This is a genomic window from Nocardia sp. NPDC058658 (assembly GCF_042716665.1).
Lineage (GTDB): Bacteria > Actinomycetota > Actinomycetes > Mycobacteriales > Mycobacteriaceae > Nocardia.
Window position 1 is genome coordinate 14,971 of the sequence record NZ_JBHXRR010000009.1, and the last position, 26,007, is coordinate 40,977.

A 26,007-nucleotide genomic window follows, 5' to 3' on the forward strand; every position below is an offset into this window, starting at 1 on the left:
ATGGTCTCGAAGTTCCGGGGTGAGAAATTCGATAAGGAGGGGTGACGGAACCGGCTAGGGGGTGACGGCTTCGGGGGGTGTGGAGCGGTGGTGGAGCAGGGCCAGGACGGCGAGTGCGCAGCCGAGGGCGACGGCGATCGCGACGAGGCCGGGACCGATGCCACGATCTACGTCGGTGGTGCGGTACCAGGACGACGAATAGGCGAGGTTGCCGAAGTCGCTGTCGCTCAGGGCAACACCGATCGAGGGGACGAAAAGGATTGCCAGGCCGACGGTTCCGCATGCGGGGCTCAGCGGGACCGCGGTGCCGAGGCAATAGCCGGCGACGGCGCCGAGGGCGAGACAGCCGAGCGCGGCGGTGAGGGTGGCGGGTGGGGTGAAGACCTCGGCGGCGAGGACGAAGCAGGCCAGGGCGAGCACGGTCGTAGCGGCCAGCAGGGGATGAGGGCGGCGCATGCCGATCCGGAGGCCGACGGCGATGGCGGCGAGGGCGGCGATGTCGACCCAGCCCGAGCGCGGCAGCGTGATGACGAGGCTGCCCGTCACCGCGAGACTGCTCATCAGCACGAGCAGGATGCCGTCGCGGCCGGGCAGGATCATCGCGGCGGCGAGCGCGGTCGCGATGACCACGATCGTGGCGATGATCAGGTACGACGCGCTGGTCTTGTGGGACGCCACGGCGAGCGCGGTGATGATGGTCGTGGTGAAAGAGACCATCGCGGCGAACACCGGCGTCAGGGGGATGGCGGTTTCGGTGGTCGAACGGGGCGGGGCCGCGGTGGTGAGCGCGAAATAGCCGAGCGCGAGCACGCTGGCGGCGATGAACCACAGGGGCAGGGTGCCGCCGAGCGCGCCGCTGAATCCGTCGGACTTCGGGTCGGTGGGGGATTGGGTCAGATCGCCGAGGAGGGTGCCGCCGAGCGCGCCGAACAGGTAGACGGTGCGCAGCAGCGGTTCGTTCCAGACCGCGACCGCCAGCGCGCCGACCACCACCCCGGCCAGCAGCGCGTCGATGAAGTTCAGGGTGGGCAGCGACAACCCGTCGAGGTGTCCGTCGGTACTGTCCGGGATCAAGGCCAGGTGGTTCACCAGGATGCCGAACAGGGCGAGCAACGCGGTCCAGCGAGCCGTTCGCACGCTGCCGATCGCCACGGTGACGGCGGCGGTGATCACCGCGACGAACGCTGCCCCGGTCATCGCCCTCGGCACGTTGAACACCAGCAGGTCGACGTGCAGCGACACCGACAGCGACGCGAAACTGATCGGCAGCATGATCGCGAGCACCGCGACCGTCGTGGCCACGAAAACCGTGACGGCCTCGACTGCGCAGCGAACGGTCGAAGGCTGCACTCCAATCCCCGTTCTCGCGGCTGACCAGGTCCGGGCGGACCGTGTCGGGCGAGCATATCCACGTGGTCACCGGCCGATCGGCTCCTGGAAACCGAATGCCGTACGTGTCGCGGGTGTCGGCATGCGACGATTGGCGAATCAGGTTGGCAGGCACAGGAGTCGGAAGGTCGGTTGATGCCAAGCGGGGTCGTTGCCTGGTTCGACAGCGGCAAGGGTTTCGGATTCATCACCCCCGACGCCGGTGGACCCGAGGTGTTCGTCGAGTACACCGAACTGGTCGGCGAGGGGTTTCGCACACTGCGTGACGGTCAGCGCGTGGAATACACCGTCACCGAGACGCGCCGCGGACCCGAAGCACACGACGTGCAGGCAGGCTGATCACAGGACCGCCACCGCGTAGACGGCGAATCCCGTGGCCGCCAGCGAGACGACCGCGCTCACGATCAGCAGCTGATTGTTGAGGCGGTGTAGCCGGTCGTGCCGGGCGCGGTGCGCGAAGAAGGAGCTCGTGGGGTTGCCGTCGCCGACGAAGCAGGACCGGGAGTCGTGCAATGCGCGATTCGCCCTGGTCTCGGCGACGGTGGCGGCGAACAGGCTGAGCGCGCCCAGCACCGCGCAGGTGATGGTGACGGCGATGACGATCATCTGAAAACTCCCCCGTGAATCGGCATAGCCGCAGCTCGTGCCGGTGTTCTCTACCTCCTCATTGTGGCAGCGGGGTCTGACAGGTTTTCAGTTCTGGCCGCTGGGCCAGAAACGGCTGGCGTTCTGGTTGTGGACCGGGCGGGTGAGGTTGGGGTCCTCGGCTTCGGTGATCCCGACCTGCATCAACAGGATCATGGTCACCATGCTGATGCCGATGATCAGCGGCGTGAGCAGCTGGGCGGCGGTGGCGCCGGTGGCATGGGCCACGTGGGCGCTGGTGTGCGCGCTCATCGAGAACATGCCGGTGTAGTGCATGCCGGTGACGGCCACGCCCATCAGCAGGGCGGCGCCGATGGTGGCGAGGAAGCCGTGGATGTGCAGGGCGAACCACAGCGCCGCGATCGAGGCGACCACCGCGATGGCCAGTGACGCCGCGACCACGACGGGGTCGTAGATGATCTCGGCGTCGGTCTTCATCGCGTACATGCCCGCGTAGTGCATGGCGCCCACGCCGAGACCGGTGATCGTGCCGCCCACCGGCAGCGCGGCGCTGTCCCAGCTGCGGCGCACCACGATGGACAACCCGAGCCACACCACACCCATGGCGACGGCCGCGCTGAACAAGGTGACGGGAACGTTGTAGCGGATGGTCACGCCGTGCACCGAAAAACCGAGCATCGCGATGAAATGCATGACCCAGATACCCGTGCCACCGAGTGCGATCGCGGCCGCGGTGAGCCAGCCGCCGTGCATGCCGGAAGCGCGCGAGCGAACCATGCAACGCAGCGCCAGCATCGACCCGATGACCGACATGACATAGGCCAGCAGGGGCGTCACCCAGCCGTAAGTGAAATGGTTGATATCCAGCACCGTCAGCTCCTAGCGTGATTTTCCGTGAGGCGTGCGATCCCCCACGAACTCGGAAAGTACGCTGGTAGGGAATTTGCCGTACTGGGTTTCTGGAAAATGTAAAGGGCTGCTGACGATGATGCGTCACTAATACATAGTGTTCTCGATGGTGAAGCGTGCCAGTCGGTTTGGTGTGTGGTCCCAGCAAATCCGGCATCCACGGAGCAACTACCTCGGCATACGCCCAGCATCCACCTCAATTGCAGGCTGGGTCACCTTCTGTGACAGCACCAGCTGGCAGCATCTCCAGGGGTTGCCTTGCTCACAGTTCGCACACTTTGCACAGTGCGATGTGGAGGAATTCGCAGATTCATGGCACAGTGGACATCGAGACCAGGGCCGGACTATTAGGACCTAGCTCATCTACAGAAGGTTTTTGAAATGGCACAGGGTGTTGTTAAGTGGTTCAACGGCGAAAAGGGCTTCGGCTTCATCGCCCAAGACGGAGGCGGCCCGGACGTCTTCGTGCATTACTCCGCGATCGGCGGCTCCGGCTTCAAGTCCCTCGAAGAGGGCCAGCGCGTGGAGTTCGAGGTCGGGCAGGGTCAGAAGGGCCCCCAGGCTCAGGACGTTCGCGCCATCTGATTCTGCGCTGAACTAGCGTACGAATGTGAAGCTCCGCACCTGTTGGTGCGGAGTTTCTGCTATGTGGGGGTAGTTATCGCAGGGCTTCGGCCCGGAAGAACTCGTCGGTGATCGCTCGGGCCGAGGTCAGGTCACGCGGGCCGCGCGAGTCGAACTCCATTGTCGCACGGGCGAATTCGTCGACGATGAACGCCGCGATCAGCGCGGGCGGGGCCGCCGAACCCATCTCTCTCGTTCGGGACTTGAGCTCGGTCAGTTCGGCGATCGCCGCGACCAGATCGGCGGGTAGTTCGCACTCGGTCATCAGCGTCGGCAGGTGCATCGGCGCCACCGCGGCACCGGGGTGCTCGCGCAGCCAACGCAACGCCATCGCCGGACGCAGCGAGTAGAACACCTTCTTCAGGCCGCCCTTGTTCTCGAACAGGGCCCACTGGCGCGCGCCGAGGTGCAGGTAGTGCCGCGCGATCCGGTCGCGATCGGCCACCTCCGTCGCCACCTCGCGCAATCGGGTGCGAAACGCGTCGTCGCCGCGGTAGACGATCGGCGACATCAACCATTCGACGAGCACCGCGTTGCCCGCCACCAGCAGGCGCAACGCCTTCGCCAGGTCCCAGCCGTTCACGTCGAGCAGGCCGATCAGCGGCGTCTCGATCACATCGCGGGTGCGCCACGGGGACAGGTAGGTCTCCAGGCCCGCCACGTAGACGAAACGGCAGTCGTAATCGGAATCGGGCGAGGGGAAACCCCAAGCGCGACTTCCACTTTCGATGGCGAGGCGGACGGTGACGTTGTGCTCGGCCGCCACCCGGTCGAGCGCTGCGTCGACGTCGGCGACCACGGCCGGATCCATCGAGTCGGGGACGGTGCGTAGGGACATGACGTGATGGTAAAGGGCACTGTGCCCAGGGTTCACCCGGTTTTCGGGCAGGGGGGTAAGGGCAGCCGAAGCCCGGCGACTATTCTGGGCCGCGGTAATGCCGACCCATTCTTCCCCAGGAGTACCCCACAGTGAGCCAAGCAGGCCGTCCTGTAGTTCTGATCGCCGACAAGCTCGCCCAGTCGACCGTCGACGCACTCGGTGACGGTGTCGAGGTTCGCTGGGTCGACGGTCCCGACCGTCCGGCGCTGCTCGCCGCGGTCCCCGACGCCGACGCGATTCTCGTGCGCTCGGCCACCACCGTCGACGCCGAGGTGCTCGAGGCAGGCAAGAAGCTGCAGATCGTGGCTCGTGCCGGTGTCGGCCTCGACAATGTCGACGTGCCCGCCGCTACCGAGCGTGGCGTGATGGTCGTCAACGCGCCGACCTCCAACATCCACACCGCCGCCGAGCACGCCGTCACGCTGCTGCTCTCGGCCGCGCGCCAGATCCCGGCCGCCGATGCCACCCTGCGCGAGAAGACCTGGCAGCGCAGCAAGTTCAACGGTGTCGAGATCCTGGGCAAGACCGTCGGCGTGATCGGCCTCGGCCGCATCGGACAGCTGTTCGCGCAGCGTCTGGCCGCCTTCGAGACCAAGATCGTGGCCTACGACCCCTACACCTCGCCCGCGCGCGCCGCCCAGCTCGGCATCGAGCTGCTGACCCTGGACGAGGTGCTCGAGCGCGCCGACTTCATCTCCATCCACCTGCCCAAGACCCCCGAGACCAAGGGCATGCTCAACGCGACGACCCTGGCCAAGACCAAGCCGGGCGTCATCATCGTCAACGCCGCGCGCGGTGGGCTGATCGACGAGCAGGCACTCGCCGACGCGATCAAGTCCGGCCACGTGCGTGCCGCGGGCCTGGACGTGTTCGAGACCGAGCCGTGCACCGACTCGCCGCTGTTCGACCTCCCGCAGGTCGTCGTGACCCCGCACCTCGGTGCTTCCACCTCGGAGGCGCAGGACCGCGCGGGCACCGATGTCGCCAAGTCGGTGCTGCTGGCGCTGGCCGGTGAGTTCGTGCCCGGCGCGGTGAACGTCACCGGTGGTGCCGTGAACGACGAGGTCGCGCCGTGGCTCGACGTCGTGCGTAAGCAGGGTGCGCTGCTGGGTGCCATCGCCAACGAGCTGCCGGTCAGTGTCGAGGTGCAGGTTCGTGGCGAGCTGTCCTCGCAGGACGTGGCTGTGCTGGAGCTGTCCGCGCTGCGCGGGGTGTTCTCGGCGCTGGTCGAGGATCAGGTCACCTTCGTCAATGCGCCTGCGCTGGCCAAGGAGCGTGGGATCACCGCTACCGTCACCACGGCTTCGGAGAGCCCGACTCACCGCAGCGTTGTCGACCTGCGCGCCGTGTTCGGCGACGGATCGACGCTGAACGTGGCGGGGACGCTGACCGAGCCGAATCTGGTCGAGAAGATCGTCAACATCAACGGGCGCAACTACGACATGCGCGCCGAGGGTCTGAACCTGGCGGTGCTGAACTACAGCGACAAGCCGGGTGCGCTGGGCAAGATCGGCACGCTGTTGGGTGAGGCCGAGATCGACATCCTGGCCGCGCAGTTGAGCCAGGACGTGGATGCTGAAGGTGCCACTGTGGTGCTGCGCGTCAACGCCGAGGTTCCGGCTGCGGTGCAGACCGCAATCGCTGAGGCTGTTGGTGCGTCGAAGGTTGTGCTGGTCGATCTGGTTTAAGGGACTCGAAGCGCTGGCGTTCCGGATAGTTTGACGCTGTGTTTATTGGAGCGCTGGCGCGCTCGAGTCGCGGCCCCGAGGGGCCGCCGGTTAGCGCTCGAGACTTGCGCCTGCGGCGCATCGCTTCGAGCGCTAACCGGCGACCCGGCCGCGACCGGCCACTTCGTGGCCGCTGCTCCCTATGGGTCGCAGGTGGGGGTTGGGTCGTGCGGTCATGGCGGATCTGGGTTTGACTGGTGGTCGTGCGGTCGCGGTTTGGGTCGTGCGGTCATGGCGGATCTGGGTTGACTGGTGGTCGTGCGGTCGCGGTGGGGCTGGGGTTGACGGTGTGGTCGGCTGGGTGTGCTGGTCTCGTTGCGTGGCGGGTGGCGGCACGCTCTTCTTTGAACGGAGTTAGTTGATGAAGCTTGCAGTCATTGCTGGTGACGGCATCGGTCCCGAGGTCATCGCCGAGGCGCTCAAGGTGCTCGACGTGGTGGTGCCGGGTGTCGAGAAGACCGAGTACGACCTGGGTGCGGCGCGGTATCACCGGACCGGGGAGATTCTGCCCGAGTCGGTGCTGCCCGAGCTCAAGCTGCACGACGCGATCCTGCTCGGCGCGATCGGGGATCCGTCGGTGCCCAGCGGTGTGCTCGAGCGTGGGCTGCTGCTGAAGACTCGGTTCGCGCTGGATCACCATGTGAACCTGCGCCCGTCGAAGTTGCTGCCCGGCGCCACCAGCCCGCTCGCCGGTAATCCCGACATCGATTTCGTGGTCGTGCGTGAGGGGACCGAAGGGCCGTACACCGGTACCGGTGGTGCGATTCGCGTCGGCACCCCGCACGAGGTGGCGACCGAGGTCTCCAACAACACTCGCTTCGGGATCGAGCGGGTGGTGCGCTACGCCTTCGCGACCGCGCAGGCCCGCCGCAAGCACCTCACCCTGGTGCACAAGAACAATGTGCTCACCTTCGCCGGCTCGCTGTGGCAGCGCACCGTCGACGAGGTCGCGGTCGAATTCCCCGATGTGACAACGGCTTACCAGCACATCGACGCCGCCACCATCCACATGGTGACCGACCCGGGCCGCTTCGACGTGATCGTCACCGACAACCTGTTCGGCGACATCATCACCGACCTCGCCGCCGCCGTGAGCGGTGGCATCGGCCTGGCCGCCTCGGGCAATATCGACGCCTCGGGCGTGAACCCGTCGATGTTCGAGCCGGTCCACGGCAGCGCCCCCGACATCGCGGGCCAGTCCAAGGCCGACCCCACCGCCGCCATCCTCTCGGTCTCGTTGCTGCTCAACCACCTCGGCAACACCGAAGGCGCGGCCCGTATCGAATCCGCCGTCGCCAAGGACCTGGCCTCACGCACCGGCACCGCCTCCACCGTGGAGATCGGCGACCGCATCGCCGCCATCGTCTGATCGCTCAGCCTGGCGCCGATCGCTGAGTCTCAGGCTTCAAGGATCAGCAGGGTGCTGTCGGATTCGTTGGTGGCATAGAGGGTGTGGGTCTCGGGGTCGATCGCGACGGCCGAGATGCCACTGCCCGCTTCGATCGTGTTGATGACGGTGCAGTTTCGGGTGTCGATGACGGAGATGGTGCCGTCGTCGATGTTCGTGGCGTAGACGGTGTGGATCGTCGGGTCGACGGTGATGCCGATGGGCTTGGCGCCCACGGGAATCCTGATCATCTGGTGGGTGGTCAGGTCGATCATCGACACCAGGTCGCTCTTCTCGTGGGTGACGTAGGCCGACTGGGTGGTCGGGTCGACTGCTATCCGGCCCGGCGCGGGGGCGGTGTCGACCTTGGCGATCACCTGCCGGGAATCGGTGTCGACGACGACGACCTGTCCCGCGTTGATCGCGGCGACGTAGAGGCGGTGGGCCGCGGGGTCGACGGCCATTCCCCACGGGTACGCGGGCATCGCGATGGTGGCGACCACGCGCTTGGTGCCGCCGTCGATCACGGTGACCTGGTTGTCGTCGGGGTTCACCGCGTACACGATGTGCGCGACGTCGTCGACCACCACCCTGGCCGTTGTCTTGCCGACCGGAATAGTCACTACCGCATGGGTTTTCGTGTCGATGGCGGACACGCTGTGGCTGCCGATGTCTGCGGTGTAGAGGGTGTGGGCGTCGGCGTCGAGTGCCAGGCCGACCGGGGTTTTGCCGACCTGGATGACGGCGGTGACGGTGTGGCTCTCGGTGTCGATCGCGGTGACCGAATTCAGGTCGGAATTGGTGACATACACGGTCTTCGTCGCGGCATCGAGGACGACGGCTGTCGGGGTCTTGCCGACGGAAACCGTTGCGCTGATGCGGGTTACGGGAGTGGTGGGCGTCGTGGAGGTGGGCGCGATCGCGGAATTCGGTGTGTCGGAAGCGGAACCGTGATCTCGCGGGATGAACAACACTGCCGCGGCGACCATCAGCAGTACGGCGAGGACACCGAGCCCCGCGAGGAGTGGTCGACGCGCGGACCCACGATGCGGATCGGCAACGGGCGCAGGGGTTTCGGGTCGGTAGGGCTGCGGGATGAAGTGTTGTTGCGCCCTGGGGTCGGTCATCGGTGTTGTGCCGCTGGGGATCTGCGTCCTGCCGGTGTCATGCATCGGCCGGGTGCGATCGGGGTCGGTGTCGGGCCAGGTGGATCGGGCGGGGTTCGTACCAGCGGGGATCGACGTGCCGGGGTTGGTGCCTGGGTGGACAGGGATAGCGGGGTCGGACGTGGATGGGATGGGGGTCGCCGGGTGGGCGGTCGGCTGGACCCGGGCTCCTGGGTTCGTTGTCGGGCGGACGGGGGTGGCCGAGGTCTGGGTGGACGGGGCGCCGGTGGGGTTCGGCTGTGGGTGAGGGGTGGCCCGGGTCTGGGTTCCCGTCGCCGGGTTGGCCGAGGGCCGGGTAGTGGCGGAGGTCGTTGTCGGACGCGGGTCGGGGGGCAGGTTGTTCGCGTCGATGGCGGGGCGGTATCCGGTGGCGCCCATCCGGCGGCCGTAGTCCGCGACTGCGGCTTGGGCGGCGTAGGCCAGTTCGCCGCAGGTCTGGTAGCGGCGGTCGCGGTCCTTGGCGAGGGCGGTGGCGATCACGTGGTCGAGGCCGGCGGGCAGCTCGCGTGCCCCCAGTTCGTAGGCGACTTGCCTGGCGCTGGGGATGGGTGCGCTCAGGTGGCCGTGGAGCAACTGCATCGGCGTGGTGCCCCGGTACGGCAGTACGCCGGTCAACAACTGAAACAGCGTGCAGCCCAAGGAATAGACGTCCGCGCGCTCGTCTGCTTCGACCGTGTTGTCGAACTGCTCCGGTGCCGCGTAGGGCAGGCTCGCCAGGACTGTGCCGGTGGAGGTGAGACCCCTGGTGTCGGCCAACGACTTCGCGATGCCGAAGTCGGCGAGCAGGACGCGCTCGTCGTGGCCGGGCAGGGCGGTGGCGAGCAAGATGTTGGCCGGTTTGACGTCGCGGTGCAGCACCCCGTGGGAGTGCGCGTAATCGAGCCCCTTGCCCGCCTCCGCGACGATCCGCACCGCCCGCTCGGCGGGCACCGTGCCTGCCCTGGCCAACTCGGCCGCATCACCGCCTGCCACGTACTGCATCGAGATCCACAGTTGGCCGTTCTCGCGGCCCTGGTCGTACACGCCGACGATGTTCGGGTGCTCGAGCTGGGACACATTGTCGGCTTCGCGCATGAATCGCGCCTGAATGCTCTCGTCGAAGATGTCGCGATTGAGCAGCTTCAACGCGGTCAACCGGGGCAGCCGAGGATGGCGCGCCAAGTACACGACGCCCATTCCGCCCCGACCGAGGACGCGTTGGATCACGTATCCGGCGAACAGCTGTTCCGGCGCGAGCTCTTGCATGCTGAGAATTCTGACCTCCCGGTGCCGCGACCGTGAGGTTCCGGTCGATCTGTGTTGTGACGGTGTATCGCGGGAGATCGCGTCAGCGTTCACAATTGCCCCACTATTTTCGTGGTTCTCCTGGAACCAGGGGCACCGCTGCCAGCGCGGCGACAGCGGCGAGGGCGTACACGACGGGGAAGCCGGTTGCGGTGATGACGGCGCCGAAAAGTGGTGGGACGGCGGCTATTGCGAGGTTTTGGCCGGTGTTCTGGATGCCGAGGCCTCGCCCGGACCAGAAGGGGCCCGCGATTTCGGCGACGGCGGTGAAGGCTAAACCGTTGTCGGACACCGAGATCACCGAGGCGGCGACCATCAGGGGGATGGCTGCCCACCACCAGTCGGTCCAGGCGGTGACGGCGAGGGCGGCCATGGTGACGGCGGCGGCGATGGCTACCTGGCGCAGGGGAGTCAGGCGGGAGCCGACGCGATCGGACCATGCTCCGGCGCCGATTCTTCCTGCGGCGCCGAGGAATTGGGTCACCGTCATCAGGGCCCCCGCGGCGGCCAGTGACCAGCCGAGGTCGAGGTGCAACCACAGCAAGCCGAAGGTCCACAGCGTGCCCTGGGGGATGACGAGCAGGATCGAGACGCCGTGTATGCGCCACAGGGTGGAGTCGCCGCGGTAGGGGTTCGCGCGATCGGCGGCCTTGGTGGGTGGGCGCGGCGGGTCGACGACACCGATCAGGCAGCCGATCGCGGCGGCGCCTGCCATGAGTGCGGGGACCAGCAGGGCGGCGGGGATGCCGTGATGCTCGGCCACCCACGGGATGGTCATCGCACCGATGCCGACCCCGAGGGGCTGGGAAGCCTGGCGGATTCCCATGGCCACGCCGCGTCGATCCGGTGGGAACCAGCCGACGATCAACCGGCCACTGGCGCCGTTGGAGCTGGCAGCGCCGATACCGCCGACGAACAGCAGCGCGGCGAACGCGACAGGGTTGTCCACCAGAGCCGCGGCGACACCCGCCACGCACATCAGCAGCGCACCCGCCACCAGTACGACGCGTTCGCCGATCCGGTCGACCACATACCCCCAAGCGATCAGGGTGCAGACCAGACCAACGGTCGGTAATGCCACCAGGGCGCCGGCGGACGCGAGGGAATCGCCACGAGCGGTGAGCGCGGGCAGCAGGAACGGAGTGCCGTGGATGAAGATCGAGCTCGAGGTCTGCGCGAAAACGCCGAGCCCGAGCATCAACCAGCGTCTGCCGTCACGAATCTGCGTCACTTCGGCCGCGTCAGTCACGATTCTCACCTCGCTGAATTGCACGATTGCATCTCAGTATCTGAGACTGATGTCTCATAGTATGAGCATCGATGCTCACGCTACACCGATGACCCGTGGATGTCCCCGACGGGCGAGGTGTCTGACGGGTCACACTCGAACGCGCGCGAATCCCGTAGGCGGGCAGCGGCTTCGAATCACATCGGTGTGAGTTCGCTCGCACCTTCCGTGCGACGGTATCGACCACCGCATGTCGCATCACGGGCGCGTTCGGGCAGGTAGCCACGTCTCGATAGACTCCGGAGCATGCGCTTAGGTCGAGTTGCCAGTCCCGATGGAGTCGCTTTCGTCAGCATCGACGGCGACGGCGCCGATGCCGTCGCCAAAGAGATCGCCGAACATCCGTTCGGCGCGCCGACGTTCACCGGACGGAGCTGGCCGCTGGCCGACATCCGCCTGCTGGCGCCGATCCTGGCGAGCAAAGTGATCTGCATCGGCAAGAACTACGCCGCCCACGCGGCCGAAATGGGTGGCGAGGCACCGGTGGATCCGGTGATCTTCATCAAGCCCAACACCTCGATCGTCGGCCCGAACGCCTCGATCATCCTGCCGCCCAGCTCTTCTCAGGTCGACTACGAGGGCGAGCTGGCCGTGGTGATCGGCCGTCCGTGCAAGGACGTGGTCGCGGCCAAGGCCTCCGAAGTGATCCTCGGCTACACCGTCGCCAACGACGTGACCGCCCGTGACCAGCAGCGCCACGACGGTCAGTGGACCAGGGCAAAGGGCTACGACACCTTCTGCCCGCTCGGCCCGTGGATCGAAACCGCGCTGGACCCAACCGATCTGGAGATCACCACCGAGGTCGACGGCGAGGTCCGCCAGCGCAGCCGCACTTCGCTGTTCCTGCACGACATTCCGAAGATCATCGAGTGGATCAGCTCGGTGATGACCCTGCTGCCCGGTGACGTGATCCTCACGGGCACACCGGAAGGCGTCGGTCCGCTGCAGGCCGGGCAGAGCGTGTCGGTCACCGTCGAGGGCATCGGCACCCTCACCAATCCTGTTGCCACCAAGCGCTGAAACCAGCGAAAGAAGAGAGTCATGACTGAAGTACGGGTCCGTTTCTGCCCGTCGCCGACCGGCACGCCGCACGTCGGCCTGGTGCGCACGGCGCTGTTCAACTGGGCGTTCGCGCGCCACCACGGCGGAAAATTCGTGTTCCGCATCGAAGACACCGACGCCGCACGCGATTCCGAGGATTCCTACCGCGCGCTGCTCGACGCGCTGCGCTGGCTGGGACTGCAGTGGGACGAGGGCCCCGAGGTCGGCGGACCGTATGAGCCCTACCGCCAGTCGCTGCGCCGCGATCAGCACCTCGACGTGGTGCGCCGGTTGCTGGAAGCCGGCGAGGCCTACGAGGCGTTCTCCACGCCGGAGGAAGTCGAAGCCCGTCATCGCGCCATCGGCCGCGATCCGAAACTCGGTTACGACAATTTCGATCGCGACCTCAGTGCCGAGCAGATCGCGGCGTACAAAGCCGAGGGTCGCCCGGCTGTCATCCGTTTGCGGATGCCCGATGAAGATCTCGCGTGGAACGATCTGGTGCGCGGAGAAACCACGTTCAAAGCCGGAACCATCCCCGATTTCGCGCTCACCCGCGGCAATGGTGACCCGCTCTACACACTGGTGAATCCGGTCGACGACGCGATGATGCGGATCACCCATGTGTTGCGCGGCGAGGATCTGCTGTCTTCGACGCCGCGTCAGTTGGCGCTGTATGCCGCGCTGCAGCGTATCGGGGTTGCCGAGTTCACGCCCGAGTTCGGCCATCTGCCGTTCGTGATGGGCCAGGGCAACAAAAAGCTGTCCAAGCGTGACCCGGAATCGAATCTGTTCCTGCATCGCGACCGCGGATTCATCCCCGAGGGTTTGCTGAATTACCTCGCTCTGCTCGGCTGGAGTATCGGCGAGGACCGCGATGTGTTCTCCATGGCGGAAATGGTCGCGGCGTTCGATATTTCGACGGTGAATTCGAATCCGGCGCGCTTCGATCAGAAGAAGGCCGACGCCATCAATGCCGAGCAGATCCGCCTTCTCGAGCCCGCCGATTTCGGCGAGCGGTTGCGCGAATACCTCACCGCGCAGGGCCACATCGGGGCCGATATCGACGAGAAGACCTTCCTGGTCGCCGCCGAACTGGTGCAGACCCGGATCGTGGTTCTCGGTGACGCGTGGGACCTGTTGAAATTCCTGTTCGTCGCCCCCGAGGAGTTCGCGATCGACCAGGCCGCGGGCACCAAGAACCTCGGTGCCGACGCCGACCCTGTGCTTGACGCCGCAATCGCCGCTGTGGAGCCGCTGGGCGCGTGGACCACCCCCGCACTGGAGGAGGCGCTGAAAAAGGCGCTGATCGACGATCTGGGGCTCAAGCCGCGCAAGGCCTTCGCGCCGGTGCGGGTGGCGGTGACGGGCTCGCACATCAGTCCGCCGCTGTACGAGTCGATGGAATTGCTCGGCCGCGAGGCTTCGCTGGATCGGCTGCGGGCCGCCCGTGGTTGGGTGCCTGCCGCGCAGTAGCTGTGGAGGGCGGGTGCGGCCATCGCGTCGCATCCGCTCCGAAGCTCGAAAACGGCCGAAAAGCGGCTTCTGACCAGGCGATTTGTAGTTTACCCCCTAGTGTTTGGTAATCTTCTCATCGCCGCGGAACACGGCCTCGCAACACCGACAACCACTCGGTGGAGATTGCAAGGTTGGGCGTTTCGGTCTTTGGGGTATGGTGTAATTGGCAACACAGCTGTTTCTGGTACAGCCATTCTAGGTTCGAGTCCTGGTACCCCAGCAAGGTTTCACATTGTGAGATCGTCCTGGCCCCGTCGTCTAGCGGCCTAGGACGCCGCCCTCTCAAGGCGGTAGCGCGGGTTCGAATCCCGTCGGGGCTACAAAGCCGAGTAAGGCCCCCGGTCGAATCCGACCGGGGGCCTTCTTGCGTTTACAGCCGCTTGTGCAATGCCTCGGCAGCCGCGACCAGATCAGCCGCCCAGCGCGCGCCCGGCCTGCGACCCATCCGATCGATCGGGCCCGACACCGACACTGCGGCCACGATCACACCGCCCGCGTCGCGCACCGGCGCCGAGACGCTCGCCACCCCTTGCGCCCGTTCTGCGGCACTCTGCGCCCAGCCGCGCTTGCGCACCTCGGCCAGCGCGCGATCGCCGAACACCGCGTCGGCGAGGACGGTGCGCTGCAGCTCGGGATCGGCCCACGCCAGCAACACCTTCGCCGCCGAACCAGCGGTGAGCGGCAGTCGCGAACCGATCGGCACCGTGTCACGCAGGCCGACGGGCGGCTCCAGCGCGGCGATGCAGACGCGGGCATGCCCGTCGCGGCAGTACAGCTGGACGCTCTCGCCGGTGATCTCACGCAGGCGGGGCAGAATGGCAGCCGCGGCCTCCACCAGTGGATCGGCGGCCCCCGCCGACAACTCGGTGAGCGCGGGCCCCGGACGCCACAATCCGTTGCCGTCACGGGCCAGCAGCCGATGCGTTTCCAGCCCGACCGCCAGCCGATGCGCGGTGGCGCGTGGCAGGCCGGTGCGGGTGCACAGGTCGTTGAGACCGCAGGGCTCGTCGGCGACGGCGTAGAGCACCGCCACGGCTTTGTCGAGAACACCGATACCGCTATGCTGTCTCATAGAACGATACTAACGTCTCAAATGCTGAGATACCAAGTATGCCCGTCGAAAGGTGATCAAGCAATGGCCGAGCGCGCTCGCACACTGGCCGAGAAGGTGTGGGAATCCCACGTCGTCGCCAAGGGCGAAGGCGATGGTTCTTCCCGCGAACCCGATCTGATCTACATCGATCTGCACCTCGTGCACGAGGTGACCAGCCCGCAGGCCTTCGACGGGCTACGCGCGGCAGGCCGTCCGGTGCGCCGCACCGATCTCACCATCGCCACCGAGGACCACAACGTCCCCACGGCCGATATCGACAAGCCGATCGCCGACCTCGTCTCGCGCACCCAGGTGGAGACGCTGCGTCGCAACTGCGCCGAATTCGGCGTGCGGCTGCACTCGATGGGCGATGTGGAACAGGGCATCGTGCACGTGGTCGGTCCGCAGCTGGGACTCACCCAGCCCGGCATGACCGTCGTCTGCGGCGACAGCCACACCTCCACCCACGGCGCGTTCGGCGCACTCGCGATGGGCATCGGCACTAGTGAGGTCGAGCACGTGCTCGCCACTCAGACGTTGTCGCTGCGTCCGTTCAAGACGATGGCCATCACCGTCGACGGCGAATTGGCGCCCGGCGTCACGAGCAAGGACCTGATCCTCGCTGTGATCGCCGAGATCGGCACCGGCGGCGGCCAGGGCTATGTCCTCGAATACCGCGGCGAGGCGATTCGCAAGCTGTCGATGGAAGCGCGGATGACCATCTGCAACATGTCCATCGAAGCGGGCGCACGCGCGGGCATGATCGGTCCCGACGAGACCACCTACGACTTCCTGAAGGGCCGCCCGCACGCGCCGCAGGGAGCCGACTGGGATGCCGCAGTGGCCTCCTGGGACGCGCTGGTCACCGACGAGGGCGCCGAATTCGACGCCGAGGTCCACATCGATGCGAGCACGCTCACCCCGTTCGTCACCTGGGGCACCAACCCCGGTCAGGGTCTGCCGCTGGGCGCGAATGTGCCCGACCCGGCCCAGATCGCCGACGAGAACGAGCGCGAATCCGCCGAGAAGGCCTTGCGCTACATGGACCTGACGCCGGGGATGCCGTTGCGTGAGGTGAGCGTCGACACCGTCTTCGTCGGCTCCTGCACCAACGGCCGGATCGAGGATCTGCGTGCCGTCGCCGATGTCCTGAAGGGCCGCCAGGTCGCCGAGGGCGTGCGAATGCTGGTGGTGCCTGGCTCGATGCGGGTGCGCGCGCAGGCGGAAAAAGAAGGACTCGGCGAAATTTTCACCGCCGCGGGCGCGGAATGGCGTCAGGCGGGCTGCTCGATGTGCCTTGGTATGAATCCCGATCAGCTCGAGCCGGGCCAGCGCTGCGCGTCGACCTCGAACCGCAATTTCGAGGGGCGACAGGGCAAGGGCGGTCGCACGCACCTGGTCTCGCCGCTGGTCGCGGCCGCGACGGCGGTCCGCGGAACGCTGTCCTCGCCGGCCGATCTGGCCTGAGTCACACCGATCATCTACAGATCGAAAGGGAATCGTTATGGAAGCCTTCACCGTTCACAAAGGCATCGGTGTGCCGCTGCGCCGGTCCAATGTCGACACCGATCAGATCATCCCCGCCGTTTACCTGAAGCGCGTGACCCGAACGGGTTTCGAGGACGGCTTGTTCGCCGGCTGGCGTGCCGACCCCGAGTTCATTCTCAACACCGAGCCGTACAAGCACGGCAGTGTGCTGGTGGCAGGCCCGGATTTCGGCACCGGTTCTTCGCGTGAGCACGCCGTGTGGGCGCTGTCGGACTACGGCTTTCGGGTGGTCATCTCGTCTCGTTTCGCCGACATCTTCCGTGGAAATGCGGGTAAGGGCGGGCTGTTGGCCGCGCAGATGTCACAGAACGATGTCGAAATGCTCTGGAAGCTGATCGAGGAACAGCCCGGCATCGAATTGGTTGTCGACCTGTCCGCGCGCACCGTCACAGCGGGAACCGTCGTGTTGCCGTTCGATATTGACGACTACACCCGCTGGCGTCTGCTGGAGGGTTTGGACGATGTCGGCCTCACGCTGCGCCGCGCCGACGAGATCGGCGAGTTCGAAAAGGGAAGGCCGTCATGGAAACCCGTGACGCTCCCGGAGCCTATTTCACCGGCGTAATCAGCTGGGGCGCTTAGGCGCGCATCCCGGGCGGTGGTAGCTGGACGTGTGCTAAACCACATGAATTTTGGCGTGGCACATAGACTCTTGCTCAAACTGGGTTTACCGTGGTACCTAGTCGGTCCGACGACGGGCCATTAGTCTGCGGAGGATTCAATGAACAAGGCGGAACTGATCGACGTTCTGACCGAAAAGTTGGGTACGGACAGGCGGACGGCTACCGCGGCTGTCGAGAATGTTGTCGACACCATCGTCCGTGCCGTGCACAAGGGTCAAAGCGTCACCATCACCGGATTCGGTGTGTTCGAACAGCGCAAGCGTGCTCCCCGGGTCGCCCGTAACCCGCGCACCGGTGAAACCGTGAAGGTGAAGGCCACTTCGGTGCCTGCCTTCCGACCGGGCGCGCAGTTCAAGGCGGTCATCGCGGGCAAGCAGAAGCTGACCGCCTCCGGGCCTGCCGTCAAGCGCGGCGCGAATGCCCCGGTGGCGGCGAAGAAGGCGGCAGCCAAGAAGACCGCGGCGAAGAAGACCGCGGCCAAGAAGGCGACGCCCTCGAAGGGTCCGGCCAAGACCACGGCCCGCAAGGCCGCCACCAAGGCTCCTGCCGCCAAGAAGACCACGGCGGCGAAGACGGCGGCCAAGAAGACCACGGCGGCAAAGAAAGTGACGGCGGCCAAGAAGGCGCCTGCCAAGAAGGTCACGGCCGCCAAGACCACGGCGGCCAAGAAGACCACTGCTGCGAAGAAGGCTCCTGCAAAGAAGACTGCTGCCAAGAAGACTGCCGCCCGTCGTGCTCGTTGATCCTGCCGCAGCGGGATCAGGTCGGGGAATGTGCACTTAACCGCATCACCCACCACTGGACCGAGAACGGCCCCGGGAATCCCGGGGCCGTTTCGGCTGTTTCGCGGTAGTCCGCGCGACTTCAGGTGGTGACGATTGCCGTCGACAGCGCACGGTCCATATGGTCCGCGGCGACCAATCGGTCCCCGACGAACGACAATGCCCACACGCTGCCCTTGCGATTGCGCGCCGAGGGCAGCGTGAGGCCGCCCCGCTCGGCGAGCCACTGCGTCAGATCCGGAATCACCCCGCCCTGACTACACACCACCGGCACACCCCGATCTGTTACCAACGACAGAAATCGTTGCCGCGCCGCGCTTTTCGCTGAATCGTAACCTTTCTCGGAAAACATTGGCTCGCAATTGATTTCGGCGTCGAGCTGTTCTGCCAAGGGGGTCACGGTTTGGATGCAGCGCAGTGGATCGGCGGAATAGATCTCGGATGCGCCGAACGCCAACAGATTCGGTGTCAAACCCTTCGCCTGCTGTTCCCCTGCGGCCTCGAGTGGTCGTAGGTCGTCGGGTCCGTCGAAGTGGTTGCGCTTGCCCGCCTTGGCGTGGCGCACCAGCAGCACCGTGCTGGTGCGGGCGGGCAGCCGGGCGAAGATCCGCACGATCTGGCGATCCATCGGATACGACAGCTGGTCCATCACCTGCGCCAGCGGGAACCAGCGCAACTGGTCGACCTCGTCGTTGACGGCGAAGTCGCCCTCGGCGGACTCCGCGGCCCAGTAGTCCACCCGCTTGAGCTGACGGTGCCCCGGGATCGGATAGGTGACGTGGCCGAGATAGCGCCCCAGCGTGCACGGTAGGCCGGTTTCCTCGCCTACCTCGCGCACCGCCGCGACCGCCGGCGTCTCGCCGGGATCGAGCTTGCCTTTGGGCAGCGACCAGTCACCGTATTTGGGCCGGTGGATGACACCGATCTCCGGGCCGTCGGCCCCCGCGCGCCACAGAACCGCCCCTGCCGCATGGATATTGGGCCGCACCCGCGGATCGCGCAACGACGCGTCCTGTGCGCTCACGGCTGATCGGGGCGACGCTGACGCATGAGGAAGGCCTGGTGATCACGCACCTGGTCGGCCTCGACATCGGTCGGACTGGCCTGCCAGGTCCCGTCCGGGAGCAGGATCCAGCAGCGGGTCGCCGGATCGAGCGCGGAGTCGAACACCTGCGCGAGCTGGGTTACCAGCTTGGGATCCTTCACCTGCACCATCACTTCGACGCGGCGGTCGAGGTTACGGTGCATCATGTCGGCGCTGCCGATCCAGGTCTGTTGCTGCGCACCGAATTCGATGAGTCGGGAGTGCTCGAGGAACCGGCCGAGGATCGAACGCACCTCGATGTTCTCGCTCAGCCCTGGCACTCCGGCCCGCAGTCCGCAGATGCCGCGCACCACGATCTGAACCGGCACGCCCGCCTGGGAGGCGCGGTAGAGGGCGTCGATGATCTGCTCGTCGACGATCGCGTTGGCCTTGATCCGGATGCGGGCGTCCAAACCCTGTCCGGCCAGCTCGATTTCGCGATCGATCCGCTCGATGATGCCCGCGCGCACGCCGAGTGGGGCGACCATCAGGTTGCGGTAGTCGTCTTTGCGGGAGTAGCCGGTCAGCGAGTTGAACAGGTCGGTGAGATCAGCGCCGATTTCCGGTGCGGCAGTGAACAACCCGACGTCCTCGTAGAGGCGTGCGGTCTTGGGGTTGTAGTTGCCGGTGCCGATGTGGCAGTAGCGGCGGATCGTGGAACCCTCGCGGCGCACCACCAGGCAGGTCTTGCAGTGGGTCTTCAGGCCGACGAGGCCGTAGACCACGTGCACGCCTGCCTGTTCCAGCTCGCGCGCCCACTTGATGTTGGCCTGCTCGTCGAAGCGGGCCTTGATCTCGACCAGCGCGACGACCTGCTTGCCCGCCTCGGCGGCATCGATCAGCGAGTTGATGATGGGGGAGTCACCGGAGGTGCGGTAGAGCGTCTGCTTGATCGCGAGCACCTGCGGATCGGCGGCGGCCTGTTCGATGAAGCGCTGCACGCTGGTGGAGAAGGAGTCATAGGGGTGGTGCACCAGCACGTCGCCCTCGCGCAGCGCGGCGAAGACATTGCGCGGGGTCTCGCGCTCGCCGAACGCCGCCGGGGTGGCCGGAACGTAGGGCGCGTCCTTGAGTTCGGGGCGGTCGACGCCGTACACCTGCCACAGGCAGGAAAGGTCGAGCAGACCGGGCACCTGGATCACATCGGCGGGATCGACCTCTAACTCACGTAGTAGCAACTCCAGCATGTGCTCGGTCATGTCGTCGGAGACCTCGAGGCGCACCGGCTTGCCGAAACGGCGGCGGGCGAGTTCGCGCTCCATGGCCTGCAGCAGGTCTTCGTCGCGGTCCTCGTCGACCTCGAAGTCGGCGTTGCGGGTGATCCGGAACGAATGCGTCTCCACCACGGTCAGACCGGGGAACAACAGGTCCAGGTGGGCGGCGATGAGGTCTTCCATCGGCAGGAACGCCGCGATCGCCGAGGGGGCGCCGGTGCGGCGGACGCGCACGAAGCGGTCGACGTTGTCGGGCACCTTCACGCGGGCGAAGTGCTCGCCGCCGGTGCCGGTGTCGCGCACGGTCACGGCCAGGTTCAGGCTCAGGCCGGAGATGTACGGGAACGGGTGCGCGGGGTCGACGGCCAGGGGCGTGAGGACCGGGAACACCTGGTCGGTGAAGTAGTTCGAAAGGCGCTCGCGCTCATTGTCGTCGAGATTGCTCCAGCCGATGATGTCGATGCCCTCGGCGGCCAGCGCCGGATTCACGTCGTCGATGAAGACGTTGGCGTGGCGTTCGGCGAGTTCCTGGGCGCGGGCGGTGATCATCTCCAGCTGCTCCGACGGTGAGCGACCGTCGGCCGAGCGCACCGAGAGCCCGGTTTCGGCACGGCGTTTCAAACCGGCAACCCGCACCATGTAGAACTCGTCGAGATTGGACGCGAAGATCGCGAGGAACTTGGCCCGCTCCAGCAACGGCAGCGAGGCGTCCTCGGCCAAGGCCAGGACGCGGGCGTTGAAGTCGAGCCAGCTCAGCTCGCGATTGAGGTAGCGATCTCGGGGCAACCGCTGCGTGCTCGCATCACCGCCCGAGGCGATGGCGGCCGCAGGTGGCGGGGAAATCGGGGGCAGTTGCTTGATGGTTTCCGTGTCGCTCACGGAATCAATCATCCCTCGAGGAAGGGGCCTTGCGCATCACGACATTGCACGTTTCATCCCAATCGGTCTGTCGGCGGCGATCGGCTAGCACACGGTGCGAACGGGATCACTTCTGTGCGATGAGAATCCGAACGCGCGCAGCGTCGAGGTGGTGAATTCACCGACGCCCAGCGCGCGAACGGCGTCGAGATCCTCGGGGGTGTCGACGTCGCAGCGCAGGCCAGGCCAGTGACCGCCCAGTTCCACGGCGCCCGCGTCGCGGTGGGCGCGCGCGGATTCGGCGCCGAAGCGGGGAGAGAGCGGTTGTGCTGAATCACGAACCAGCAATGCCGCGGTGCCGGTGCCCGTGTGATCGATCACCACCGAACGGGCACCCACCGGGGCGACGGTCAGCACGTCGGCCAATTCGGACGCGCGCAGGGCGGGCAGATCGGCCTGCAGGGCGAGCAGGTGGCCGGGACCGTAGCGATCGCGCACGTCCGCGGCGCCTGCGGCGAGCGCGGTATTGAGTGGATCGGCACCGGCCGTCGGTTCGTCGAGCACGTGCGCGCCGAGCTCGCGGGCCCGGGCGGCGATCAGCGGATCCGGGGTGACCACCGTGAGCGAGGCCAGCGCGGGAACAGCGGTGGCGGCCACCACGGTGTCGGTGAACATGGCCAGCACGAGCCGGGCGCGCTGCTCGGTGCTGAGCAGGCTCGCGAGCCTGCTCTTGGCCCGGTCGATGTGTTTGACCGCCATCACGGCGTGCACAGTGTGCATGGCTTCGATCCTTGCATGGCATATTGGGCTGATGACGAGGGCGGCGGTAATGGGTGCGGGGTCGTGGGGTACGGCGTTCGCGAAGGTGTTGGCCGATGCGGGGACCGACGTCACGATCTGGGCCAGAAGGGCCGAGGTGGCGCAGGCGCTCGATACCGAGCATCGCAATCCGTTCTACCTGCCCGGGGTGCAGTTGCCGCCGGTGCGTGGCACCGATGACCATCGGGTCGCCCTCGACGGGGCGGATCTGGTGGTGCTTGCGGTGCCCTCGCAGTCGTTGCGGGGCAATCTCGATCTGTGGAAGGGCGATATCGGGTCCGATGCCACCCTGCTGAGTCTGGCCAAGGGGATCGAGACCGGGACGCTGCTGCGGATGAGTCAGGTGATCGCGGAGGTCACCGGTGCCGAGCCGAGCCGGATCGCGGTGCTGTCGGGTCCGAACCTGGCGCACGAGATCGTGGAACGTCAGCCTGCGGCGACGGTGATCGCGTGCTCCGACACCGAGCGCGCCGGTGTGGCGCAACGGGCGTGCGCCACCGGATATTTCCGGCCCTACACCAACACCGATGTGATCGGCTGTGAGATCGGTGGTGCGTGCAAGAACGTCATCGCGCTCGCGTGCGGCATCGCCTCGGGCATGGGCCTTGGCGACAACACGGTGGCCAGCCTGATCACGCGCGGCCTCGCCGAGGTGATCAGGCTCGGTGTCGCGCTCGGGGCGCAACCGGTGACCCTCGCGGGACTGGCCGGGGTGGGCGATCTGGTGGCTACCTGCACCTCACCGCTGTCGCGCAACCGGTCCTTCGGCTTCGCGCTCGGCACGGGCGGAACGATGGCCGCCGCGCAGGAAGCGACCAATGGGCAGGTGGCCGAAGGTGTGAAGTCGTGCACATCGGTGCGGGCCCTTGCCGCCGAGCACGGGGTGGAGATGCCGCTCACCGACGCGGTGCACAGGGTGTGCCATGAGGGGCTATCGGTGAGCGAGGCGGTCGGCAGCCTGCTCGGCAGGCGGATCAAGCCCGAATAAGGGCGAATACCCCACGGCGGCGCGAACCTACTACGGTGACGTTCATGACGGAACGGATCAGGGTAGCTGTGGTCTTCGGCGGGCGCAGCAGCGAGCACGCCGTCTCGTGCGTGTCGGCGAGCAGCGTGCTGCGCAACCTCGATCCGGCGCGCTACGAGGTGGTGCCGATCGGGATCACCCCCTCCGGCGGCTGGGTGCTGGCCGACGGGATCGGCGAACTGGCGCTGAGTCACGGGGTGCAGCCGCAGGTCGACGCGTCGGGGACCGCCCTCACCTTGGCCGCTGACCCGAGTCGGTCCGGTGCGCTGGTCGCCCTCGACTCCAACGCTGTGCTCGGCAATGTCGACGTGGTGTTTCCGATCCTGCACGGTCCCTTCGGCGAGGACGGCACCCTGCAGGGGATGCTCGAACTGGCCGGGATTCCCTATGTCGGCGCGGGCGTGCTCGCCAGTGCGGCGGGCATGGACAAAGAGTTCACCAAGAAATTGCTGGCGGCCGAATCCTTACCCGTGGGCATTCAAGTCGTGCTGCGGCCGGGCGTCGAAACGCTCTCGGATGCCGACCGTGCGCGGATCGGGCTGCCCGCCTTCGTGAAGCCCGCGCGCGGTGGTTCCTCGATCGGCATCACCAAGATCACCGACTGGGCCGAGCTGCCCGCGGCCATCGACACCGCCCGTGCGCACGACCCGAAGGTGATCATCGAAGCGGGCATCGTCGGACGCGAAGTCGAGTGCGGCGTACTGGAATTCGCCGACGGTACGGTGCGGGGCAGTGTGGTCTCCGAGATCCGGATGCCCGACGCCGACGCCGCCGCACCCGAGTTCTACGACTTCGCCACCAAATACCTCGACGACGTGTGCGAATTCGATGTGCCCGCCAAGCTCGACGACGATGTCGCCGACGAGATCCGCGAACTGTCGGTGCGGGCGTTCCGTGCGCTGGACTGCCAAGGGCTGGCCCGGGTCGACTTCTTCGTCACCGAGAACGGGCCGGTGATCAACGAGATCAACACGATGCCCGGGTTCACGCCGATCTCGCAGTACCCGCGGATGTGGGAAGCCACCGGGATCGACTACCCGACGCTGGTGTCGACGCTGATCGAGACGGCGGTCGCCCGCGGGACCGGGCTGCGCTAGTTCTGTTCGGCCGCAGGGCTTTCGGCTTCGATGTGCTCGAAAGCCCCACGGCGACAGCTGGTTAGCTCAGAGTTCGCCTGGAGTCGGTTCGCGGGCAGGAAGATTCGCGTTGATGGTGTCGGAGACGGTCTGGACCGCGCTGGTGCCGGAGCCGTCGGGGACGGTCAGCGCGATGTAGGTCTCGCGGTCGACGGCGAACCAGGTGCCGGTCTGGGCGGCCTCGTCGCGGATCTGGAACCACTTCACGCCGTCGATCACCGTCAGCGGGGACGCGCGGTTGAATTCGAGGGGGCGGTCCAGGCCGCAGCGCAAGGTGATCGGGTCACCGCCCTCGGGGAGCTGCCAGGCGCGGGTGGCCGGCGGGGCGGGTTCGGCGAGGGTGGACTTGGTGTAGTCGCCGAGGTCGGCGGGCAAGGCCGGGAGGAGGGCTTGGCAGGCGGGGCCGTCGGCGGCGGGGGCCGGGATGGTGCTGAGAGCGAGCGGGCCGCGTTCTACGGGGGCGCGTAGGGCGATGAAGGCTGCGACCAGTACAGAGACGATCAGGACGACGGGGAGGGCGACCGCGGTGGCGATCAGCGCGGGCGAGTGATGCGACTCGAAATCGGCGGCGTCGTCCGAGTCGTCGGATTCCGGATCAGCGTCAGCGGTCGCGTGTTCGATATCGCCGGTGGTCGAGGTGGTGTTCGCGTCTGTGGCGGCATCGCCCGACGGCTCGGAATCCGTTGAAGGTGCATCGGCCGACTGCGCAACGGCATCCGCGTTCGCAGCGGACGAGGGCTTGTCGCTGGACGATTTGCCCTCGGTGTCGGCTGCCGCGGCCGGGGTCTGCTTGTCGATCGACGGTTTCGCCTCGGCAGTGGCGGAGTTCTCGGGGGTGGTCGCCTCGTCGCGATCCTCCGGTGTCGAGTCCGCCATAGCTGAGTGGTCCTTCCGTTCGCGGGTTCGCGTGCATCGTCGGTGATGCCCGATCGCCTCCGAAAGGGTACCGTCGGAGCGATTTCGTCGGTCGGCAGCACAGTGGGAAGGGGTCGGTCATCAGCGAGGACAGCCGTCCACAAACGGTGCGTGAGCTGGGGGAATTCGCCCTGATCGACCGGATCAACGCCGGTCGTGAACAGGCCGCGCACGTGCTGCTCGGACCCGGTGACGACGCCGCGCTGATCGCCGCGCCCGACGGGCGGTTCGTGGTGAGCACCGACATGCTCGTCGAAGGCAGGCACTTCCGGCTCGACTGGTCCTCGCCCGTCGACATCGGCCGCAAGGCCATCGCGCAGAACGCCGCCGACGTGGTCGCGATGGGGGCGCGGCCGACGGCGTTCGTGGTCGCCCTCGGCTGCCCGGCCGACACCCCCGTCCCGGTGATCGAGGGGATCGCCGACGGGATGTGGATCGAGGCGAGTCGCGCTGGAGGTTCCATCGCGGGCGGCGATCTGGTGCACAGCGAACAACTGGTCGTCTCGGTGACGGCGTTCGGCGATCTCGGCGGACAGTCCGCGATCACCCGCTCGGGCGCGGTGGTCGGCGACATCGTCGCGGTCGTAGGCGAACTCGGCTGGTCCGGTGCCGGGCTGGCCGTATTGACCAGCGACGCAGACCTTTCCGACCCCGAGTTCACCTACGCCCTTGCGACACATCGTGTTCCGCAGCCGCCCTACGCGGCGGTGATCGACGCGTTCGGTAGCCACACCCCGACCGCGCTCACCGACATCTCCGACGGGTTGCTCGCCGATCTCGGACATCTCGCCGCCGCGTCGAACGTCGCGATCGACGTCCACCGCTCGGCACTCATCGACCCCGAACTCTCCGCCGTCGCGAAACGGCTCGATGCCGATGCGGCCCAATGGATTCTGGCCGGTGGTGAAGATCACGCCTTCGCCGGAACCTGGCCCGCCGACCTCGCGCTGCCCGCCGGCTGGCGCCCGATCGGGGTCGTCACCGCAGGCAGCGGCGTCACCGTCGACGGTGTGGCGCCCACCGGCGGCACCGGCTGGGAATCGTTCCGTGGGGCGGACGCCACGCCCACCGACGACGAACGATAGGTTG

23 protein-coding genes and 2 tRNA genes are annotated in these 26,007 nt (G+C 66.9%); 14 read left to right on the forward strand and 11 right to left on the reverse strand.

Annotation, left to right across the window (positions count from 1 at the left end; genetic code table 11):
* Positions 1-54: 54 nt before the first annotated feature.
* Positions 55-1,350 (reverse strand): hypothetical protein, encoded by a 1,296-nt coding sequence (locus ACFWUP_RS15370; protein WP_379234642.1) that lies wholly within the window; start codon positions 1,348-1,350, stop codon positions 55-57.
* A gap of 174 nt (positions 1,351-1,524) precedes the next feature.
* Between ACFWUP_RS15370 and ACFWUP_RS15375 the strand changes: the two genes are divergently transcribed.
* On the forward strand, positions 1,525-1,728 hold the full coding sequence (locus ACFWUP_RS15375; protein WP_379234644.1) for a cold-shock protein: 204 nt from the start codon (positions 1,525-1,527) through the stop codon (positions 1,726-1,728).
* Here ACFWUP_RS15375 and ACFWUP_RS15380 read toward each other — a convergent pair whose 3' ends face one another.
* Positions 1,729-1,995, reverse strand: a complete 267-nt coding sequence (locus ACFWUP_RS15380) for a hypothetical protein (protein ID WP_379234646.1) — start codon at positions 1,993-1,995, stop codon at positions 1,729-1,731.
* A gap of 87 nt (positions 1,996-2,082) precedes the next feature.
* Positions 2,083-2,865 carry an MHYT domain-containing protein gene (locus ACFWUP_RS15385; protein WP_379234648.1) on the reverse strand — a complete coding sequence of 261 codons (783 nt, stop codon included), beginning with the start codon at positions 2,863-2,865 and terminating at the stop codon, positions 2,083-2,085.
* Between the two features lie 420 nt (positions 2,866-3,285).
* On the opposite strand from ACFWUP_RS15385, the gene ACFWUP_RS15390 reads away from it, so the two are divergent.
* On the forward strand, positions 3,286-3,489 hold the full coding sequence (locus ACFWUP_RS15390; RefSeq protein WP_056812000.1) for a cold-shock protein: 204 nt from the start codon (positions 3,286-3,288) through the stop codon (positions 3,487-3,489).
* Positions 3,490-3,562: 73 nt separating this feature from the next.
* Here the strand turns inward: ACFWUP_RS15390 and ACFWUP_RS15395 are convergent, their stop codons facing one another.
* Positions 3,563-4,366 carry a DNA polymerase beta superfamily protein gene (locus tag ACFWUP_RS15395; RefSeq protein WP_379234650.1) on the reverse strand — a complete coding sequence of 268 codons (804 nt, stop codon included), beginning with the start codon at positions 4,364-4,366 and terminating at the stop codon, positions 3,563-3,565.
* A 131-nt stretch (positions 4,367-4,497) separates the two neighbouring features.
* Here ACFWUP_RS15395 and serA point away from each other — a divergent pair, with 131 nt between their 5' ends.
* On the forward strand, positions 4,498-6,096 hold the full coding sequence (gene serA / locus ACFWUP_RS15400) for a phosphoglycerate dehydrogenase (protein ID WP_379234652.1): 1,599 nt from the start codon (positions 4,498-4,500) through the stop codon (positions 6,094-6,096).
* A gap of 400 nt (positions 6,097-6,496) precedes the next feature.
* The gene (locus ACFWUP_RS15405) at positions 6,497-7,504 is read left to right on the forward strand and encodes a 3-isopropylmalate dehydrogenase (RefSeq protein WP_379234654.1); all 1,008 of its coding nucleotides are present in this window, start codon (positions 6,497-6,499) and stop codon (positions 7,502-7,504) included.
* Positions 7,505-7,533: 29 nt separating this feature from the next.
* Here the strand turns inward: ACFWUP_RS15405 and ACFWUP_RS15410 are convergent, their stop codons facing one another.
* Together ACFWUP_RS15410 and ACFWUP_RS15415 are read right to left on the reverse strand one after the other, a co-directional pair.
* Positions 7,534-9,933 (reverse strand): protein kinase, encoded by a 2,400-nt coding sequence (locus ACFWUP_RS15410; RefSeq protein ID WP_379234656.1) that lies wholly within the window; start codon positions 9,931-9,933, stop codon positions 7,534-7,536.
* 103 nt (positions 9,934-10,036) lie between these two features.
* The gene (locus tag ACFWUP_RS15415; RefSeq protein ID WP_379234991.1) at positions 10,037-11,170 is read right to left on the reverse strand and encodes an MFS transporter; all 1,134 of its coding nucleotides are present in this window, start codon (positions 11,168-11,170) and stop codon (positions 10,037-10,039) included.
* Between the two features lie 336 nt (positions 11,171-11,506).
* Between ACFWUP_RS15415 and ACFWUP_RS15420 the strand changes: the two genes are divergently transcribed.
* The 4 genes from ACFWUP_RS15420 (at position 11,507) to ACFWUP_RS15435 (ending at position 14,139) form a co-directional block, all read left to right on the forward strand.
* A complete protein-coding gene (locus ACFWUP_RS15420; protein WP_379234658.1) occupies positions 11,507-12,280 on the forward strand; it encodes a fumarylacetoacetate hydrolase family protein in 774 nt (257 codons plus the stop codon).
* Between the two features lie 21 nt (positions 12,281-12,301).
* The gene (gene gltX / locus ACFWUP_RS15425) at positions 12,302-13,777 is read left to right on the forward strand and encodes a glutamate--tRNA ligase (protein WP_379234660.1); all 1,476 of its coding nucleotides are present in this window, start codon (positions 12,302-12,304) and stop codon (positions 13,775-13,777) included.
* A gap of 190 nt (positions 13,778-13,967) precedes the next feature.
* Positions 13,968-14,039, forward strand: a tRNA-Gln gene (locus tag ACFWUP_RS15430).
* Between the two features lie 27 nt (positions 14,040-14,066).
* A tRNA-Glu gene (locus tag ACFWUP_RS15435) sits at positions 14,067-14,139 on the forward strand.
* Positions 14,140-14,189: 50 nt separating this feature from the next.
* Here the strand turns inward: ACFWUP_RS15435 and ACFWUP_RS15440 are convergent.
* On the reverse strand, positions 14,190-14,891 hold the full coding sequence (locus tag ACFWUP_RS15440) for an IclR family transcriptional regulator (RefSeq protein ID WP_379234662.1): 702 nt from the start codon (positions 14,889-14,891) through the stop codon (positions 14,190-14,192).
* A gap of 63 nt (positions 14,892-14,954) precedes the next feature.
* On the opposite strand from ACFWUP_RS15440, the gene leuC reads away from it, so the two are divergent.
* The 3 genes from leuC to ACFWUP_RS15455 all read left to right on the forward strand — a co-directional run bounded on the left by leuC (position 14,955) and on the right by ACFWUP_RS15455 (position 17,826).
* Entirely contained in the window at positions 14,955-16,379 is a 1,425-nt protein-coding gene (gene leuC / locus ACFWUP_RS15445; protein ID WP_379234664.1) for a 3-isopropylmalate dehydratase large subunit, read from the forward strand.
* A 37-nt stretch (positions 16,380-16,416) separates the two neighbouring features.
* On the forward strand, positions 16,417-17,025 hold the full coding sequence (leuD, locus tag ACFWUP_RS15450) for a 3-isopropylmalate dehydratase small subunit (RefSeq protein ID WP_379234666.1): 609 nt from the start codon (positions 16,417-16,419) through the stop codon (positions 17,023-17,025).
* A gap of 156 nt (positions 17,026-17,181) precedes the next feature.
* Positions 17,182-17,826 (forward strand): HU family DNA-binding protein, encoded by a 645-nt coding sequence (locus ACFWUP_RS15455; protein WP_379234668.1) that lies wholly within the window; start codon positions 17,182-17,184, stop codon positions 17,824-17,826.
* A 121-nt stretch (positions 17,827-17,947) separates the two neighbouring features.
* On the opposite strand, the gene ACFWUP_RS15460 is transcribed toward ACFWUP_RS15455, so the two are convergent.
* The 3 genes from ACFWUP_RS15460 to cofC all read right to left on the reverse strand — a co-directional run bounded on the left by ACFWUP_RS15460 (position 17,948) and on the right by cofC (position 21,801).
* Positions 17,948-18,868: an NUDIX domain-containing protein gene (locus tag ACFWUP_RS15460; RefSeq protein WP_379234670.1), complete on the reverse strand. Its 921-nt coding sequence runs from the start codon at positions 18,866-18,868 to the stop codon at positions 17,948-17,950.
* A gap of 17 nt (positions 18,869-18,885) precedes the next feature.
* Positions 18,886-21,054 carry an RNA degradosome polyphosphate kinase gene (locus ACFWUP_RS15465; protein ID WP_379234672.1) on the reverse strand — a complete coding sequence of 723 codons (2,169 nt, stop codon included), beginning with the start codon at positions 21,052-21,054 and terminating at the stop codon, positions 18,886-18,888.
* A gap of 72 nt (positions 21,055-21,126) precedes the next feature.
* Positions 21,127-21,801, reverse strand: coding sequence for a 2-phospho-L-lactate guanylyltransferase (cofC, locus tag ACFWUP_RS15470; protein WP_379234674.1), 675 nt, complete (start codon positions 21,799-21,801; stop codon positions 21,127-21,129).
* Positions 21,802-21,832: 31 nt separating this feature from the next.
* On the opposite strand from cofC, the gene ACFWUP_RS15475 reads away from it, so the two are divergent.
* Positions 21,833-22,828, forward strand: coding sequence for an NAD(P)H-dependent glycerol-3-phosphate dehydrogenase (locus ACFWUP_RS15475; RefSeq protein WP_379234675.1), 996 nt, complete (start codon positions 21,833-21,835; stop codon positions 22,826-22,828).
* A gap of 44 nt (positions 22,829-22,872) precedes the next feature.
* Positions 22,873-23,964 (forward strand): D-alanine--D-alanine ligase family protein, encoded by a 1,092-nt coding sequence (locus ACFWUP_RS15480; protein ID WP_379234676.1) that lies wholly within the window; start codon positions 22,873-22,875, stop codon positions 23,962-23,964.
* A 66-nt stretch (positions 23,965-24,030) separates the two neighbouring features.
* On the opposite strand, the gene ACFWUP_RS15485 is transcribed toward ACFWUP_RS15480, so the two are convergent.
* Positions 24,031-24,879 (reverse strand): DUF3515 domain-containing protein, encoded by an 849-nt coding sequence (locus ACFWUP_RS15485; RefSeq protein ID WP_379234677.1) that lies wholly within the window; start codon positions 24,877-24,879, stop codon positions 24,031-24,033.
* Positions 24,880-24,998: 119 nt separating this feature from the next.
* Here ACFWUP_RS15485 and ACFWUP_RS15490 point away from each other — a divergent pair, with 119 nt between their 5' ends.
* Positions 24,999-26,003: a thiamine-phosphate kinase gene (locus tag ACFWUP_RS15490; protein ID WP_379234993.1), complete on the forward strand. Its 1,005-nt coding sequence runs from the start codon at positions 24,999-25,001 to the stop codon at positions 26,001-26,003.
* Positions 26,004-26,007 lie beyond the last annotated feature (4 nt).

Coding starts and splice junctions, on each gene's coding strand:
- ACFWUP_RS15475 (WP_379234675.1), top strand. CDS start 21,833: ATGACGAGGGCGGCGGTAATGGGTGCGGGGTCGTGGGGTACGGCGTTC.
- ACFWUP_RS15440 (WP_379234662.1), bottom strand. CDS start 14,891: ATGAGACAGCATAGCGGTATCGGTGTTCTCGACAAAGCCGTGGCGGTG.
- ACFWUP_RS15485 (WP_379234677.1), bottom strand. CDS start 24,879: ATGGCGGACTCGACACCGGAGGATCGCGACGAGGCGACCACCCCCGAG.
- leuC (WP_379234664.1), top strand. CDS start 14,955: ATGGCCGAGCGCGCTCGCACACTGGCCGAGAAGGTGTGGGAATCCCAC.
- ACFWUP_RS15405 (WP_379234654.1), top strand. CDS start 6,497: ATGAAGCTTGCAGTCATTGCTGGTGACGGCATCGGTCCCGAGGTCATC.
- ACFWUP_RS15480 (WP_379234676.1), top strand. CDS start 22,873: ATGACGGAACGGATCAGGGTAGCTGTGGTCTTCGGCGGGCGCAGCAGC.
- ACFWUP_RS15420 (WP_379234658.1), top strand. CDS start 11,507: ATGCGCTTAGGTCGAGTTGCCAGTCCCGATGGAGTCGCTTTCGTCAGC.
- cofC (WP_379234674.1), bottom strand. CDS start 21,801: ATGCACACTGTGCACGCCGTGATGGCGGTCAAACACATCGACCGGGCC.
- ACFWUP_RS15455 (WP_379234668.1), top strand. CDS start 17,182: ATGAACAAGGCGGAACTGATCGACGTTCTGACCGAAAAGTTGGGTACG.
- gltX (WP_379234660.1), top strand. CDS start 12,302: ATGACTGAAGTACGGGTCCGTTTCTGCCCGTCGCCGACCGGCACGCCG.
- ACFWUP_RS15390 (WP_056812000.1), top strand. CDS start 3,286: ATGGCACAGGGTGTTGTTAAGTGGTTCAACGGCGAAAAGGGCTTCGGC.
- ACFWUP_RS15375 (WP_379234644.1), top strand. CDS start 1,525: ATGCCAAGCGGGGTCGTTGCCTGGTTCGACAGCGGCAAGGGTTTCGGA.
- ACFWUP_RS15380 (WP_379234646.1), bottom strand. CDS start 1,995: ATGATCGTCATCGCCGTCACCATCACCTGCGCGGTGCTGGGCGCGCTC.
- leuD (WP_379234666.1), top strand. CDS start 16,417: ATGGAAGCCTTCACCGTTCACAAAGGCATCGGTGTGCCGCTGCGCCGG.
- ACFWUP_RS15410 (WP_379234656.1), bottom strand. CDS start 9,933: ATGCAAGAGCTCGCGCCGGAACAGCTGTTCGCCGGATACGTGATCCAA.
- ACFWUP_RS15415 (WP_379234991.1), bottom strand. CDS start 11,170: ATGCTCGGGCTCGGCGTTTTCGCGCAGACCTCGAGCTCGATCTTCATC.
- ACFWUP_RS15395 (WP_379234650.1), bottom strand. CDS start 4,366: ATGTCCCTACGCACCGTCCCCGACTCGATGGATCCGGCCGTGGTCGCC.
- ACFWUP_RS15465 (WP_379234672.1), bottom strand. CDS start 21,054: ATGATTGATTCCGTGAGCGACACGGAAACCATCAAGCAACTGCCCCCG.